This window comes from Pseudomonas sp. PDM25 (genome assembly GCF_019219045.1).
Lineage (GTDB): Bacteria > Pseudomonadota > Gammaproteobacteria > Pseudomonadales > Pseudomonadaceae > Aquipseudomonas.
The window spans coordinates 48024-63464 of record NZ_JAHUWL010000015.1 but is presented as its reverse complement, the minus strand read 5'-3'; the positions used below and the strand labels follow the sequence as shown (position 1 = coordinate 63464).

Annotated in this window: 12 protein-coding genes; 6 read left to right on the top strand and 6 right to left on the bottom strand. The window is 59.8% G+C overall.

All coding sequences use genetic code 11. The features are described from left to right. The first annotated feature begins 26 nt into the window (after window positions 1-26). On the top strand, window positions 27-944 hold the full coding sequence (metR, locus tag KW848_RS24535) for a transcriptional regulator MetR (RefSeq protein WP_008155262.1): 918 nt from the start codon (window positions 27-29) through the stop codon (window positions 942-944). Window positions 945-1068: 124 nt separating this feature from the next. Here metR and KW848_RS24530 read toward each other — a convergent pair whose 3' ends face one another. The 4 genes from KW848_RS24530 to KW848_RS24515 form a co-directional block, all read right to left on the bottom strand. Next, window positions 1069-1566, bottom strand: coding sequence for a GNAT family N-acetyltransferase (locus KW848_RS24530; protein ID WP_218538354.1), 498 nt, complete (start codon window positions 1564-1566; stop codon window positions 1069-1071). A gap of 2 nt (window positions 1567-1568) precedes the next feature. Beyond that, entirely contained in the window at window positions 1569-2207 is a 639-nt protein-coding gene (locus KW848_RS24525) for a LysE family translocator (protein WP_192410286.1), read from the bottom strand. A gap of 24 nt (window positions 2208-2231) precedes the next feature. Next, entirely contained in the window at window positions 2232-2666 is a 435-nt protein-coding gene (locus tag KW848_RS24520; RefSeq protein ID WP_111452009.1) for an NUDIX domain-containing protein, read from the bottom strand. Between the two features lie 238 nt (window positions 2667-2904). Next, on the bottom strand, window positions 2905-4257 hold the full coding sequence (locus tag KW848_RS24515) for an HD domain-containing phosphohydrolase (protein WP_218538353.1): 1353 nt from the start codon (window positions 4255-4257) through the stop codon (window positions 2905-2907). Between the two features lie 257 nt (window positions 4258-4514). Between KW848_RS24515 and KW848_RS24510 the strand changes: the two genes are divergently transcribed. Genes KW848_RS24510 through KW848_RS24490 form a run of 5 tightly spaced genes read left to right on the top strand, consistent with a single transcriptional unit; the run spans window position 4515 to window position 12905 of the window. Continuing rightward, a complete protein-coding gene (locus tag KW848_RS24510) occupies window positions 4515-6821 on the top strand; it encodes a bifunctional diguanylate cyclase/phosphodiesterase (RefSeq protein ID WP_218538352.1) in 2307 nt (768 codons plus the stop codon). Then, window positions 6818-8707: a bifunctional diguanylate cyclase/phosphodiesterase gene (locus KW848_RS24505; RefSeq protein WP_218538351.1), complete on the top strand. Its 1890-nt coding sequence runs from the start codon at window positions 6818-6820 to the stop codon at window positions 8705-8707. Before KW848_RS24510 ends, KW848_RS24505 begins: the two co-directional genes overlap by 4 nt. 33 nt (window positions 8708-8740) lie before the next feature. Then, a complete protein-coding gene (locus KW848_RS24500) occupies window positions 8741-9700 on the top strand; it encodes a cytochrome-c peroxidase (RefSeq protein ID WP_218538350.1) in 960 nt (319 codons plus the stop codon). Further along, on the top strand, window positions 9697-11508 hold the full coding sequence (locus KW848_RS24495; RefSeq protein WP_218538349.1) for a DAHL domain-containing protein: 1812 nt from the start codon (window positions 9697-9699) through the stop codon (window positions 11506-11508). The genes KW848_RS24500 and KW848_RS24495 overlap by 4 nt, the downstream gene beginning before the upstream one ends. Next, window positions 11505-12905 (top strand): ATP-binding protein, encoded by a 1401-nt coding sequence (locus KW848_RS24490; protein ID WP_218538348.1) that lies wholly within the window; start codon window positions 11505-11507, stop codon window positions 12903-12905. Before KW848_RS24495 ends, KW848_RS24490 begins: the two co-directional genes overlap by 4 nt. 115 nt (window positions 12906-13020) lie before the next feature. Here KW848_RS24490 and KW848_RS24485 read toward each other — a convergent pair whose 3' ends face one another. Then, window positions 13021-14346 carry an APC family permease gene (locus KW848_RS24485; protein WP_218538347.1) on the bottom strand — a complete coding sequence of 442 codons (1326 nt, stop codon included), beginning with the start codon at window positions 14344-14346 and terminating at the stop codon, window positions 13021-13023. A gap of 224 nt (window positions 14347-14570) precedes the next feature. Further along, window positions 14571-15392, bottom strand: coding sequence for a carbon-nitrogen hydrolase family protein (locus KW848_RS24480; RefSeq protein WP_218538346.1), 822 nt, complete (start codon window positions 15390-15392; stop codon window positions 14571-14573). Window positions 15393-15441 lie beyond the last annotated feature (49 nt).

The following is a 15441-nucleotide window of genomic DNA, read 5'->3' as shown; positions in this document are numbered from 1 at the left end:
CACAAGTTTTCCTCATGGAGCCCCCGGTGCTTGAAATCCGTCACCTGAAGACCCTGCACGCGTTGCGCGAAGCCGATAGCCTGGTGGATGCGGCCGACCGCTTGCACCTGACGCAGTCGGCCCTGTCCCACCAGTTCAAGGAACTGGAGGAGCGCATGGGCATGCCGTTGTTCGTGCGCAAGACCAAACCGGTGCGCTTCACCAGCGCCGGTTTGCGTCTGCTGCAACTGGCCGACGCCACTCTGCCGTTGCTGCGCGGCGCCGAGCGCGATATCGCGCGGCTGGCCGGTGGCACTGCCGGGCGTTTGCACATGGCGATCGAGTGCCACAGTTGCTTTCAATGGCTGATGCCGACCATCGACCAGTTCCGCGATGCCTGGCCGGAAGTCGAGCTGGACCTGGCTTCAGGCTTCTCATTCGCCCCGCTGCCTGCGCTGGCCCGTGGCGATCTGGATTTGGTGGTGACCTCCGACCCGCTGGAACTGGCCGGGATCACTTATGTGCCGTTGTTCACCTATGAAGCGATGCTCGCGGTCGCCAATCAGCACCGTTTGGCGAGCAAGGCCTACATCGTCCCGGAAGATTTGCTCACGGAAACGCTGATCACCTACCCGGTGGAGCGTGATCGGCTGGACATCTTCACCCGTTTCCTGGAACCGGCCGATATCGAACCGGCTCAGGTCCGCACGTCGGAACTGACGGTGATGATGATGCAATTGGTGGCCAGCGGCCGCGGCGTGTGCGGCATGCCCCATTGGGCGCTGCATGAATACAGCTCACGGGGTTATGTGAAGGCCAAGCGGCTGGGCGAGAAAGGTTTGTTTGCGACGTTGTACGCGGGGATTCGCGCCGACATGCTGGATGCGCCGTACATGCGCGACTTCCTGCTGACGGCCAAGGACACGTCGTTCTCGACACTGGATGGCGTCAGCGCAGTTCGCTAGAGCCTGACGACGATCAAAATGTGGGAGCGGGCTTGCTCGCGAATACGGTGTTTCAGTCAACATTATTGTTGAATTTGACACCGCTTTCGCGAGCAAGCCCGCTCCCACAGGGATTGCGGTGGGTTCAGAGTTCCCGCCACATGTGGATTTTGTCGAAGTAGTCTTCACCGACCCGTACCGCCAAAGGTTCCAGGCCAAACTGGACGAAACCGCAACGCTGGTACAACTTGAACGCAGCCTCATTACCAGCGGTGACGGTCAGCTGGATCAGCCTCAGACCTTTATGGTCCTGCGCTTCAGCCAGGGCAGCCTGTACCAGGTGATAACCGACTCCGCGTTGCCGGGCCTTGCCCGATACGTACATGCCAAACAATGTCGCCTTGTGCCTGGCCTTTTCCCGAGGCTCGAAGGCCAGCCCGACGATGCCCGCCAACTCACCGCCTTCGAACGCGCCGAATACCACGTCCAGTTTGCCGCTCAGGCGTGATTCCCACCAACTCAATGGCATCACAGCACGTTCGCGCACGCTGGAGGTAAACGCCTGGGGATGCAGGTCATAGGCTTCGAGCATCAGCGCCCGATAATCCAGAGCATGACTGGCATCAAGCCGTTCAATCCACATGTTCAAGCCATCCGTCGTTGTTCCAGCATCAGTCGCACTGCCAGCGCCGACAGCACGAACCCCATGAAATAGCGCTGCACCGCCAGCCAGGACGGGTTGTTGACGAACCAGGAGGCGATGCCCGCGGCGAACAGCGCGATCAGCAGATTGACGCTGAAACTGACGCCGATCTGAGTCAGCCCCAGCGTGATGCTTTGCGTGAACACCGAGCCATGCTCAGGCGTAATGAACTGCGGAAACACCGACAAGTAAAACACGGCGATCTTCGGGTTCAGGGCGCTGGTCAGAAAACCCATGGTGATCAGTTTGCGCGACGAGTCCGGCGGCAACTGCTGCGCTTCGAACGGTGAACGCGCACCCGGTTTGACGGCTTGCCACGCCAACCACATCAGGTACAGCGCGCCAGCCCACTTCAGCACTTCGTAGGCCATCGGCACCGCCAGAAATACCGCGGTCAAACCGGCAGCGGCCGCGAACAGGTGCACGAAAAACCCCGCGACCACACCCAGCAACGACGTCACACCGGCCTTGCGGCCCTGGCAGATCGAACGGGAGATCAGGTAAATCATGTTCGGCCCCGGCGTCAGCACCATCAGCAACGCGGCAGCGGCGAAAATCAGCAAGTCTTGAAGCGGGATCATGGGCAGTCCTTTGTCCGGGAATAATCAGGCAGTTTCGGTTAACAAGGCTCGATAAAACGGCAGGATCAGGTCCCGTGTCAATGGCGCCAGCGTGACATTGCCGTCAGTGGCCGGGTCGATCCAGCGCACCTCTTCGATTTCCGCCGCCGGCGATACGTCTGAATCGATGGTCAGCTGAAAGAGTTCGGCCTGGACGGTAAAACCCGGCTCATTGGCGGCCGGTGCCGAGAATTGCCCGAGATAAGTGGCGTGTGCCGGATCGATGACCAGGCCCAATTCTTCTTCAAGTTCACGGGCCAGCGCCTGGACCGGTTGCTCATGGGCTTCGATCTTGCCCCCCGGCTGCATGAACGCTTCGGTGCTGCGCTTGCGGACCAACAGCGTGCGCCCGTCCGGGCCGATCAACAGGGCAGCGGCGATGCGGATGAGGCGGGGTGAAGCAGCGGATGACAGCGTCATGGATCAGGATCGCCCTTGGCAAAAGGCGCAAGGATCACATGGCTCCGCTGCCTCGTCACGCCGAAAAACATCTCTGCAGACATCCGCAAATCCCCTGTGGGAGCGGGCTTGCTCCGGGCGGCGTTCCGACGAAGGCGGCGGGTCAGTCAACATCAATGTTGAATGAAAAACCGCCTTCGTCGGAACGCCGCCCGGAGCAAGCCCGCTCCCACAAGGGGATTGTCTAGAGTCTGGAAAACTAACTGGCCTCGAGAACCGCAACGTCTTCCGGCACCTTCACGAAAATGCTGTATTTCGCGCCTTCCATGGCTTCGAAGGCGATCAACTTCTCCACCAGTGGCCCGTTCAACACCTTGCCGGCATTGAGCAGCAGCATGCCGTTGTCGGCATTGAGGTTGCGCGCCAGGATCATGCCCGCCGCCACTTCCCGTGTGGTCAGCACCTTGACCGACGGATCGGCCAACGAGACATCGCTCAGGTAGGCGGCACAGACCTGAATGAAATCCTCCACCAACTCGGGATCGTAGAGTCGCCCGGCATAGTTGCGGATGTAGACCAGTGCTTCATCGCTGTTCATCTGCCGCTCGAGGATCAGCCCACGCTGCAACTCAATGAAATCCACCGCCAGTTTCAATAGCCGCGAACCGAACGGAATCGCCTCGCCCTTGAGCCGGTCGGGGAAGCCGCTGCCGTCCCAGCGCTCCTGGTGATGAAGAATCAGACGGGCGGCGTCCTTCATCGGATCGAGCGTCATCAACAGCGATTCGCTCTGCTTGGGATAACCGCGATAACGCTCCCGATCGCTGTGGTGCAGCAGGTCCGCGGGTGCGGTCATCATGCTGTCGGTCCAGCTCAGCTTGCCAATGTTGTAGAGCGCCGCGGCCATGGTCAGGTCGCGACTGGTGCCCTCGTCCAGGCCATGAAGTTTGCAGTACACCCGCACCAGTTCGATGATCTGGCGGTTGGTCTGTTTGGCCGGCGGCAGGCGCAGGTTGGCCAGCAGCGAGAACACCTCGGTGCCGGTGACATAGCTGTGCTTGAGCTCTTCGTAGGCCAGGTCGAGCATGTCGGCGGTCTGCTGCAGTTCGGCAGTGCGGGCGGCGACGTGTTTTTCCAGGGTGATGTTGAGCGACTTCAACTGGTCGTTCTGCAACCGGGTCAACTGCTCCAGACGCTGGCGTTCGCGCTCGGAGTATTGATGAGCGAGGGACTGGCGCAAGGTCAGGAGCATTTCCTCGTCGCTCCAGGGTTTGCTGATGTAGCGGTGAATCTTCCCTTCGTTGATCGCTTTGATGATCGTCGGCATGTCCGCGTAGCCGGTGAGCAGAATCCGGGTGGTCGTCGGGTAAAGCTGATGGATGCGGGCCAGCAGCGTGGCGCCGTCCATATTGGGCATGCGTGCGTCGGTCATCACCAGGTCAATGGAGTGTTGCTCCATGATCTCCAGCGCCTGGCCACCGCTGGTGGCCAGCAGCAACTCGTAGGGCTGGCCGCGTAACAGGCGACGCAGGCTGTTGAGGATTGACTCCTCGTCATCGACCAGCAGCACCTTGGGTTTATCGTTCAAAGTCGTGGGGAGTTGCTCTTCCATGGCGTCACCTCAAGAAAAACGGGCACATCGTTGTGGCAGGCCCCGAGGCAAACATCCCCTATTGCCGGAGCCTGACCTACAGGCTAGATGATTTTCAGCCCGCCAACAGAAATGATTCAGCTCATTGAGTTGCGCGAAGTGCTGGACAGGCGACTATGCTGAGCTGACTCGGATCCAAATCTGCACGTTCGGTCAGGTGATCAGGGAAAGGAAGCCCCCATGCGAAAACCGCATCAAGCTGCCGCCGGTACTGGCGTATGTCGATAAATACGCTGCTGGCGCGGACCAACCGACGGATTCTTATCGTCGACGACACAGCCTCGATTCATGCGGACTTTGCCAAGATCCTTAGTCCCCCATCGATCGAAGACGACAGCCTGATCAGCGCCGAAAATGCCCTGTTCGGCACTCCTGCGGCGCTATCGCTGCAGAGCTTCGTGCTCGATTCGGCGTTTCAGGGCCTCGAAGCCCTGGACAAGGTCGAGACGGCGCTGGCCAACGACATGCCCTACGCGATGGCCTTCATCGATATGCGCATGCCGCCAGGCTGGGACGGGCTGGAAACCATCGAACGGCTATGGCAAGTCGATCCCAAGCTGCAAGTGGCGCTTTGCACCGCTTATTCCGACTATTCCTGGGAAGACATCGACGAACGCCTGGAACTGGGCGATCGCCTGCTGATTCTGAAAAAACCCTTCGATGCCATCGAAATCCGCCAGATGGCCAGCGCATTGACGGCCAAGTGGCAAATGACCGAAGACGCAGAGCTGAAGATGTCGCTGCTCGAACAGGCGGTCGAAGAACGCACCCGAGAACTGTCCGACGCCAACATCATCGTGCAGAACAGCCCGACCATTCTGTATCGGTTACGCGGCGAACCGTCGTTTCCGTTGATGTACATCTCGCACAACATCACCAAATACGGTCATGTCGCGGCGAAACTGGTCGCCTCGACCAACTGGGCTCAGGAACTGATCCATCCCGATGATCAAACCAAGGTCGACACCGCCATGGCCCGGGTGCTGGACCGTCATGCGGCAGGCGCTTCCATCGAATTCCGGATGCGCACTGGCGAAGGCGCCTGGCGCTGGGTCGAAAACCGCTATATCCCGGTGCGCGACGATGAAGGCCGTTTGCTGGAAGTCGAAGGCATCATCATCGACATCACCGAACGTAAACTGGCCGAAGAGAAAATCGCCCTGCTGGCCCGCACCGACGGGCTGACCGGGCTGGCCAACCGGGCGACGCTGATCGAGCGGTTGCACCAGGCATTCGCCTCGGCGCGTCGGGGGGCGGCACCGTTCGCCATGTTTTACCTGGACCTGGATCACTTCAAACGCATCAACGATACCCTCGGCCATCCCGTGGGCGACCTGTTGCTGCAAGAGGTTGCCCGCCGGATCAAGGACTGTGTGCGCGAAAACGATGTGGTCGCCCGCCTCGGCGGTGACGAGTTCGCGATCTTGCAACTGGACGTCGGCGACCCGACCCAATCCGCAGCCCTGGCCGCCAAGATCCGCGATACGTTGGTACTGCCCTATTCCCTGGCCGGCAATGATGTGCGGGTCTCAGTGAGTATCGGCATCAGCAGCTGCACCCCGGAAAGCACCAGCGCCGACGGCCTGCTGACCCAAGCCGACATGGCGCTGTACCGCTCCAAGGAACAGGGCCGCAACCAGTACCACTTCCACTCCGAGGAGATCAATCAGGAGGTGGTCGAACGCATGACCATCGCCAGCGACCTGAGAACGGCCATCGAACACGAAGAACTCGAACTGCATTACTGGCCGGAAGTGGACTTGACCAGCGGCAAAATCCTCGGCATGGAAGCGCAAGTCAGCTGGAACCACCCTGAGCGCGGTTTGCTGGAAGCCCCGGCGTTCCTGCCCGCGGCGGAAAAGACCGGCACCATCGTCGCGCTCGGTCACTGGGTGCTGGATCGCGCCTGCCGGCAAATGCGTCAATGGCGCGATGAGGGAATGGCGCCGCCGGTGATTGCGATCAAGCTGTCCCTGGCGCAACTTAAAAGTGGCCCCGAACTGATCTATGACGTGCTGCGCACCACCGCGCGCTGGGAACTCTGCCCCTGGGACCTGCGCTTCGACGTCACGGAAGCGACACTGGCCCAGACCAAATGGACCCACAACGATGTGCTGCCGCGCCTGCGTGAACTGGGGGTGAAGATCGCCATCGACGACTTCGGCACCGAGTACTCCTCGTTCGACTACCTCAAGACCTACCAGGTCAATCACCTGAAACTCGCTCAGGCCTTCATCGACACCGCCGCCCGCGATCCGGCCAGCGCGAACACCTTGCGCGCCATCATCAACTTCGCCCGTGAAGTCGGGATCGGCATCATTGCCGAGGGCGTCGAAACCCAGGAGCAGCGCAGCTCGCTGATGGCCACCGGTTCACCGATGAACGCCCAGGGTTACTTCTTCAGCAAAGCGGTCAGCAGCCAGCAGGCCGCCGAGCTGCTGAAGGCCGGCAGCATCGTGCCCCCCAACCATGACATCGGGCCGATTCTGGAGAACCCGCCGCGCTCCACGGAGGGCAAAGGATGAAAACGCCTTTCGTGCGGACTAACCGGCGCATCTTGATCATCGACGACACGCCCTCGATTCATGAGGATTTTCGCAAGATTCTTGGCGCCGAGATCGAAGGTGAGGAACCCGGCGGCGAACAGACCCTCGCCAGCGCTGAAGAAGCCCTGTTCGGCACCGTGCAGCTTGATCGGCTGACGTTCCAGCTCGACTCGGCCTACCAGGGCCAGGAAGCCCTCGAACTGGTCACGCGCTCACTGGCCGAAGGTCGCCCCTATGCCATGGCGTTCACCGACATGCGCATGCCACCGGGCTGGGACGGCCTGGAAACCATCGAACAACTGTGGAAGGCCGACCCTCACCTGCAAATCGCGTTGTGCACCGCTTTTTCCGATTACACCTGGGAAGACATGGCCGAACGGCTGGAATTCGGCGACCAGTTGCTGGTGCTGAAAAAACCCTTCGACAGCCTGGAAATCCGCCAGATGGCCAGTGCCCTGACCTGGAAATGGCAGATGGCGCAGGACGCGGCGATGAAGGTCCTGAGCCTGGAGCAAACCATCGAGGCGCGGGTCCACGAACTGCTCAAGGTGTCGCACCTGTTGCAGTACGACGTACTGACCGAGCTGCCCAACAGCACCTTGCTCGGTGACCGGTTGAACCAGTCCCTGGCCCTGTCCCGGCGCCATGACAAACAACTGGCCGTGATGTTTCTGGGCCTCGATCGCTTCAAGCGCATCAACAATGCCCTGGGTCATCCGGCCGGTGACGAAATGCTTAAACAGGTCGGGCGCAATCTGGTGGCGACGATCCGCGAGTCCGACTCGGTGTTTCGCTACGGTTCCGATGAATTCGTGGTGATCCTCGCCGACGTCCGCCATCCCCAGCAGACCAAGGGCATCGCCGAAAAACTCTTGAACGCCATCCGCGCGCCCCAGCACATTGCCGGCCACGACCTCAGCGTGACCGCCAGCCTGGGCATCAGCATTTACCCGGACGACGGCTTCGATGCCATCGCGCTGATCAAGAAAGCCGAAACCGCGATGCGCAACGTCAAGGAAAGCGGCCCGAACGATTTCAGGTTTTTCATCGACGAGATGAACCAGCGCGCCCGGGATCAGCAAAGCATCGAGAGCGGCATTCGCCTGGCGCTGGAACGCAACGAATTTGTCCTGCATTACCAGCCCAAACTGGACCTGGTCAGTGGCCAGGTGGTCGGTGCCGAGGCGCTGATCCGCTGGCAAAAACCGGGGCACGGCCTGGTCTACCCCTCGGACTTCATCAGTATTGCCGAAGACAGCGGCTTGATCGTGCCGTTGAGCAAATGGGTGCTGGCCGAGGCATGCCGACAAGCCTGCGCCTGGCAGGCCGCGGGGCTGCCGAAAATCTGTATGTCGGTGAACATGTCGGCCATCGATTTCCGTCAGCGAGACTTTGTCGACGGCATCGAACAGATCCTCAAACAAACAGGTCTGGAACCGGCCTTGCTGGAGCTGGAAATCACCGAAGGCGTGTTGATGCAGAACGTCGAAACCACGGTAAACGCTCTGGCCCGGCTCAAGGTGATGGGCGTACGACTGGCCATCGATGACTTCGGTACCGGTTATTCCAGCCTGAGCTACTTGCGGCGTTTTCCCATCGACGTGCTGAAAATCGACCAGTCGTTCATTCGCGGCTTAAGCCGCGACAGCAGCGACGCCGCGCTGGTCAGCGCCATCATCAGCCTGGGCCGGAGCCTCAAGCTGACCATCATTGCCGAAGGGGTGGAAACCCTCGAACAACTGGACTTCCTCAAGTCACATCAATGTGAAGAGGGTCAAGGTTACTACTTCAGCAAAGCCGTGGCGCCGGACGCCTTCGTCCGGTATCTGGGGTCGGTGAAGCCCTCTTCATCCGCAGCCACGTGAGCGATGCGCAGGCCCAAGCCAAGGAATCATCAGATGTCGCCTTCTTTTCACCGTCTGCTATTGGCGCCGTTGTTCGGCTTCTGCCTGAGCGCTGGCGCCGCACCGCTGGATGAGCCGCTCAAACCACTGCCGGCGGTGCCCCAGCAAAATCCGCTGCGGATCGAGCTCGGTCGCCAGTTGTTCAACGAGACACGCTTGTCGGTCAACAATTCACTGTCCTGCGCCAGTTGCCATCGACTGGAAAATGGCGGTGCCGACAACAAGGCGTTTTCCCTCGGGTTCAACGGCGTTCCAGTGACGATCAACACCCCCAGCGTGTTCAACGCCAGCCTGAATTTCCGACAATTCTGGAACGGCCGCGCCGACACACTGGAAACCCAGATCCACGGCGTGGTGCAAAGCCCCAGTGAAATGGGCAGTAACTGGGAGCATGTAGTGCAGATGCTGACCGCCGATGCGGCTTATCAGACCTCGTTCGCCAACGCCTACCCGGACGGCGTGACCATGAACAATGTGCAGAATGCCCTGGCCACCTATGAACGCACGCTGATCAGCGCCAACTCGCGTTTCGACCAATACCTGCAAGGCGATACCGACATTCTCACCCTCGACGAGAAATACGGTTACCAACGTTTCAAGGACTACGGCTGCATCGCCTGCCACCAGGGCGTCAACATCGGCGGCAACATGTTCCAGAAGTTCGGGGTCATGGGCGACTACTTCAAGACTCGAGGCAACCCCACCGAAGCCGACCTGGGCCGCTATCTGATCACCAAAGACGAAGAGGACCGCAACGTATTCAAGGTCCCGAGCCTGCGCAACGTAGCCGTGACCGCGCCGTACTTTCACGATGGCTCGGCCAAAACCCTCGAAGAGGCGGTGGATGTGATGTTCAAGTTCCAGCTCGGTCGTATTCCCTCTGCCGACGACAAGACGCTGATCATCAAATTCCTCAAGACCCTGACCGGTGAATGGGGAGGCAAGCCCTTATGAAAACGTCTAACCGCCGCAACCTGGCGTTGCTCGGCGTCGTGGCCCTGATGCTGGCTTCAGTGCTGCTGTTTCTGTACCTCAAATCCAGCTCGAACCAGACGATAACCTACGCCGAATCCCGGGACTTGATCGGCCGGATCAAACAGCTGAACGCACAATGGGAAACCGAGATCCTCAAGGCCAGGATCGCCATCAGTCACAACTACGATCCGTTGGTCTCGCCACTGACCGAGATAACGGACCTTTGGGAGCGGTTCGACACCATGGAGTCGAGCCATGGCCGCAACGACTCGCCCGTCTGGCGCACCAGCCATGATGCGTACCTGAGCGCCATTCAGGAAAAGACCCGTTTGGTGGAGCAGTTCAAGTCTCACAACGCCGTGCTGCGCAACTCACTGGCGTTCCTGCCCACCGCCGAGGACGACATTCAGGAACAGCTGTCCGGGTTGGTGGGTGAGGACCAACTGCAACTTCAGAACATCGCCACCGACACCTATGACTTGCTGCTCAGCAGCCTGGAGTTCGCCCAGGTCACCTCCGATGACAGGGCCGCCGACATCCTGCTCGGGTTGAACAAACTGGGGGTGAACAAACAGCGTCTGCCTGAACAGTTCCACAGTCCGATCGACATTATGAGCAACCACATCGCGCTGATTGTGCGCGAACAACCCGTGGTCAATCGGTTACTGGAAAACATCGAAGCCGTTCCCGTGGCCGAACGCCTGGACGACATTACCAACCTGCTGAACACCGACCAGCAGCGGACCGACGCGGTCGATCAGCGTTATCACTTCTACATGCTGGTGTTTTCCGTACTGTTGGTGCTGTTACTGGTGTACCTGGCGATTCACCTGATGCGCAGTTTCACGGTGATCAACCGCGTCAACAAAGCCCTGCAAACCGCCAATGAAGACCTGGAGCTGCGGGTTGAAGAGCGCACCCGCGAACTCAAGGATACCCAGAGCGAACTGCTCGACACCGCGCGCCAGGCCGGCATGGCCGAGATCGCCACCAATGTGCTGCACAATGTCGGCAACGTGCTCAACAGCGTGAACATTTCGGCCGACCTGGTGACCCGCAAACTGCGCGGCAGCAAGGCACTGGGCCTGGGCAAGGCCATGCAACTGATCAACGACCATCAAGGTGACCTCGGCACCTTTCTGACCGAGGACCCGAAAGGCAAGTTGCTACCCGGTTACCTGAATCAACTGGTGGACGCGATAGCCCTGGAACAACAAGGCATGACCGACGAACTGGCCCAACTGACCAAAAGCGTGGACCACATCAAGGACATCGTCGCCACCCAGCAGTCCTACGCAGGCGCCAACAGCCTGATGGAACCGCTGCACATCAGCGAATTGCTGGAAGACGCCCTGCGCATGAACTCTGGCGCCCTGACCCGACACCACGTCACGGTGGTCAAGGAGTACAGCGATGTGCCGCAGGTCATGGGGGACAAGCACCGGTTGCTGCTGATCCTGATCAACCTGATCAGCAACGCCAAATACGCCATGTCCGACCTCAGCAACCGCCCGCGACAAATGACCCTGGGGGTCAAAATCGTCGAAGACAAGATCCTGCAAGTCAGCGTCAAGGACGACGGCGAAGGCATCGCCGAGGAAAACATGACGCGCATCTTTTCCCACGGGTTTACTACCCGCAAGGAAGGCCACGGCTTCGGCCTGCACAGCTGCGCCCTGGCCGCCATCGAAATGAACGGCCACCTCACCGCCCATAGCGACGGACCGGGCAAGGGTGCGCTGTTCACGTTGCAGATACCGCTGAAAACCGTCAAGGAGGAAGCATGAGCGAGCTTTCGAATCGACGCATTCTGCTGATCGATGACACCCCGTCCATTCACGTGGACTTCCGCAAGATTCTCACGCCCATGCCGGAACAGACCGTCGAACTGGACGAGATGGAGGCCGAGCTGTTTGGCAGCGAAGTGAAATCAACCCGTGCACTGTTCGAGCTCGACTCGGCCTATGGCGGCCAGGAAGGCCTGGGCAAACTCAAATGGGCCTTGCAGGAAAACCGCCCCTACGCCCTGGCCTTTGTCGACATGCGCATGCCCGAGGGCTGGGACGGTGCGCAGACCATCGAACATTTGTGGCAGGCCGACCCACGCCTGCAAGTGGTGGTGTGCACCGCCTATTCCGACTATTCCTGGGATGAACTGCTCGATCGATTGAACGCACATGACCGGCTGCTGATCCTGAAAAAGCCGTTCGACAACATTGAAGTCCAGCAGATGGCCAACACCCTGTTGACCAAATGGGACATGACCGAACGGGCCAGCGTGCAGATGGACCATTTAGGGCAAATGGTCGAACGCCGAACCCGGCAACTGACAGAAACCAGCGTTGAATTGCAGCGGGAAGTCGACGAGCGCAAACAGCTGGAAACCCAATTGGTGCAATCGGAAAAACTCGCTTCATTGGGGCAGCTCGCGGCTGGCGTCGCCCATGAAATCAACAACCCCATCGGCTTCATTTCCTCCAACCTCGGCACCCTGGACGGCTACTTCAAACAACTGCAGGAAATGCTCGACGCCTATCGCGATGCGGAAGAGGCGATCGGCTCCAGCGAGCTCATCGAGCGTTTGAACCAACTGCGCGAACGGGTCGAGCTGGAGTTCCTGCGCGAGGACATTCCGCTGCTGATCAAGGAGTCCAAGGACGGCATCAACCGGGTCGGGCAGATCGTCAAGGACCTGAAGGACTTCTCCCGGGTGGACTCCAATCAGGAATGGCAGTGGGCCAATCTGCAACAGGGCATCGAATCGACCTTGAACATTGTCGCCAACGAACTCAAGTACAAGGCCGATGTGCTCAAGGAATACCAGGACCTGCCCGACATCGAATGCCTGCCTTCGCAAATCAATCAGGTGATCATGAACCTGATCGTCAACGCCTCTCAGGCCATCGGCCCGGAGCGCGGCACCATCACCTTGCGCACCGGGCTTGAAGCGGAAACGGTGTGGATCGAGGTCGCGGACACTGGCTCCGGCATCGCATCGGACAGCTTGCTGAAAATCTTCGACCCGTTTTTCACCACCAAACCGGTGGGCCAGGGGACGGGGCTGGGGTTGTCCCTGTCCTATGGCATCGTGAAAAAACATCGGGGGGATATTACGGTGCGCAGTGAAGTCGGCGTGGGAACCACGTTTCGGGTCCAGTTGCCGATTCACCAATCCAATCTCTGAACCCCCACCCCTGTAGGAGCAAAGCTTGCTCGCGATTGCGGTGTGTCATTCACTATTAATGTCGACTGACACACCGCAATCGCGAGCAAGCTTTGCTCCTACGGGTTTATACGGGTTATGTGGCTTCCTGGAAATCCATCTCCGGTGGCTGGCGACGGAAGCCGCCAGTCAGCACCGCCAGGTACACCACGCCAATCGCCAGCCAGCTCAACCCCAGATAGATCGCCAGGTGATCGAGGCTGACCATCAGCCACAAATCCGCCGCCAGACCGATAAACGGGAACAGCAGGAACAACACGAATTCACGCAGCCCTTTGTGCTCACCGCCGATCCAGTAGTGAAAGATCACCGACAGGTTCACCAGACTGAACGCCAGGAACGCGCCGAAATTGATGAACGAGGTCGAGGTGGTGACGTCCAGTTTCAGCGCCAGCAACGCGACCACGGCGCACAGCAGGATGCTGTTGACCGGTGTGCCAAAGCGTTCATGCAAAGTGCCGAAGAACGATTTTGGCAGCACGCCATCGCGACCCATGGCGAACAACAGCCGCGAGCCGCTGGCCTGCGCCGACAGGCCCGACGCAAACTGGCCGACGATCAGGCCGATCAGGAAGATCGACACGAACAGGTCACCACCAATGTTGCGGGCAATTTCATAGGCTGCCGAGTCGACGCTGTCGAACTGGAACGACGGATGCGCGATCTGCACGAAGTACGACACACCGACGAAGATCAACCCGCCGATCAGGGTGATCAGCATGATCGCTCGCGGGATGGTGCGGCGCGGGTCGCGGGTTTCTTCGGTCAGGGTGCTGACCGCGTCAAACCCGAGGAATGAATAACAGGCGATGGCTGCACCGCTCATGATCAGCGGCATCTGCATATCACCGTTGAAGAACGGTTTGACCGACCACAACGGCGTGCTCGCATCACCACCGACGTAATGAACGCACAGCGCCACGAAGGCGATCAGCACCAGGAACTGCACCAGCATCAGTAACGCGTTGATGCCGTTGGCCAGTTTCAGGCCGACGATGTTGATTGCACTGGTGATGCCGATGAACGCCAGTACCCAGATCCACTGCGGCACGGCCGGGAACGCGGAGTTGAGGTAGGCCGCGCCGATCAGCCAGATCGCCATCGGCAGGAACAGGTAGTCGAGCAGCACGGCCCAACCGGCAATGAAACCGAGTTTCGGGCTGATCGCCTTGCGGACATAGCTATAGGCCGAGCCAGCGACGGGAAACGCCGAGGCCATTCGGCCGTAACTCATGGCGGTGAAAAACATCGCCACCAGCGCCGCCAGGTAAGCGGCCGGGACCATGCCGGCGGTGGATTGAGCGAGGATGCCAAAGGTGCCGAGCACGATGATCGGCGTCATGTAGGCGATGCCGAACAGCACCACCGACCCCAATGACAGGGTGCGTTGCAAATGAGCCATGAGCGACTACTCCGAATTTATTAGATTTATGGCAGAGCCGAGTTCGGCGCTAAATTTCGGGTGTTTCGTTGTTGTTCTGGTTATTGGCCGACACAGATGTGTCGCCTGTCAGGGCCTCTTCGCGAGCAAGCCCGCTCCCACATTTGATCTCGGGAGTTCACACAACCAATGTGGGAGCGGGCTTGCTCGCGAAGGGGGCCAGTACAAGCCACAGAGAATTTGGATCAACCTTTTGGAATCAGCAGCTCCCGCAATCCACAAGCATGCTCAACAATCTCTCCCGGCAACCGCAGCCGCTGATCATCCAGATACCGATAATCCTGCCGCGCCGCCGTCAACTGATTCAGGTCCAGCTCCACTGCAAACTGCCCCTCCTCCCGCCCGGCCTCGAACAACAAAGTCCCCAGCGGATCCACCAGCGCACTGCCACCCGCGAACACCAACCCGCCATCGCCCTCTTCCACCCGGTTGACCATCAGCGCAAACGCCTGGTTTTCCTGGGCGCGGGCCATGATCGCGGTGCGGTGAGTCGGGCCGTAAGGGTCCATGTTGCCGTTGGTGACGATCAGCAGTTCGGCCCCCAATTGCGCCAGGGCCCGGGCGGTTTCCGGGAATTCGATGTCGTAGCAAATCAGCAGGCCGACCCGCACACCGTTCCACTCACACGTGGCGTAACGGTCGCCGGGCTCGAACACACCGCGGTCCGACGCCCACAGGTGCGTCTTGCGATATTTCAGCGCGATACCTTCGGGGGTGATCAGCAGCGTGGTGTTGTAGAAGCGGCCGTTGTCGTTTTCGGCCATGCCGATCACCACGGCGATATTGCGTTCACGGGCCGCAGCCAGCACCGCGCTGACGGTCGGACCGTCCAGCGGTTCGGCGGTTTCGGCCAACGCCTCGAGGGTCGGGAAGCCCATCAGGTGGGTTTCGGGAAACACGATCAGCTGCGTATCGGCAGCACAGGCCGCCATCGCCTTCAGCGCGCGGTCGAGGTTGTAAGCCGTGTCGTTGTCACGGCCCGCCAACTGGGCGAGTTCGACTTTCATGGGTATTCCTTGTTCTTGACCAGGCTGGCAGAAAGATTGCCCGGTCGGT

Coding starts and splice junctions, on each gene's coding strand:
- KW848_RS24500 (WP_218538350.1), top strand. CDS start 8,741: ATGTCGCCTTCTTTTCACCGTCTGCTATTGGCGCCGTTGTTCGGCTTC.
- KW848_RS24505 (WP_218538351.1), top strand. CDS start 6,818: ATGAAAACGCCTTTCGTGCGGACTAACCGGCGCATCTTGATCATCGAC.
- KW848_RS24525 (WP_192410286.1), bottom strand. CDS start 2,207: ATGATCCCGCTTCAAGACTTGCTGATTTTCGCCGCTGCCGCGTTGCTG.
- KW848_RS24485 (WP_218538347.1), bottom strand. CDS start 14,346: ATGGCTCATTTGCAACGCACCCTGTCATTGGGGTCGGTGGTGCTGTTC.
- KW848_RS24520 (WP_111452009.1), bottom strand. CDS start 2,666: ATGACGCTGTCATCCGCTGCTTCACCCCGCCTCATCCGCATCGCCGCT.
- KW848_RS24490 (WP_218538348.1), top strand. CDS start 11,505: ATGAGCGAGCTTTCGAATCGACGCATTCTGCTGATCGATGACACCCCG.
- KW848_RS24480 (WP_218538346.1), bottom strand. CDS start 15,392: ATGAAAGTCGAACTCGCCCAGTTGGCGGGCCGTGACAACGACACGGCT.
- KW848_RS24495 (WP_218538349.1), top strand. CDS start 9,697: ATGAAAACGTCTAACCGCCGCAACCTGGCGTTGCTCGGCGTCGTGGCC.
- KW848_RS24515 (WP_218538353.1), bottom strand. CDS start 4,257: ATGGAAGAGCAACTCCCCACGACTTTGAACGATAAACCCAAGGTGCTG.
- KW848_RS24510 (WP_218538352.1), top strand. CDS start 4,515: ATGTCGATAAATACGCTGCTGGCGCGGACCAACCGACGGATTCTTATC.
- KW848_RS24530 (WP_218538354.1), bottom strand. CDS start 1,566: ATGTGGATTGAACGGCTTGATGCCAGTCATGCTCTGGATTATCGGGCG.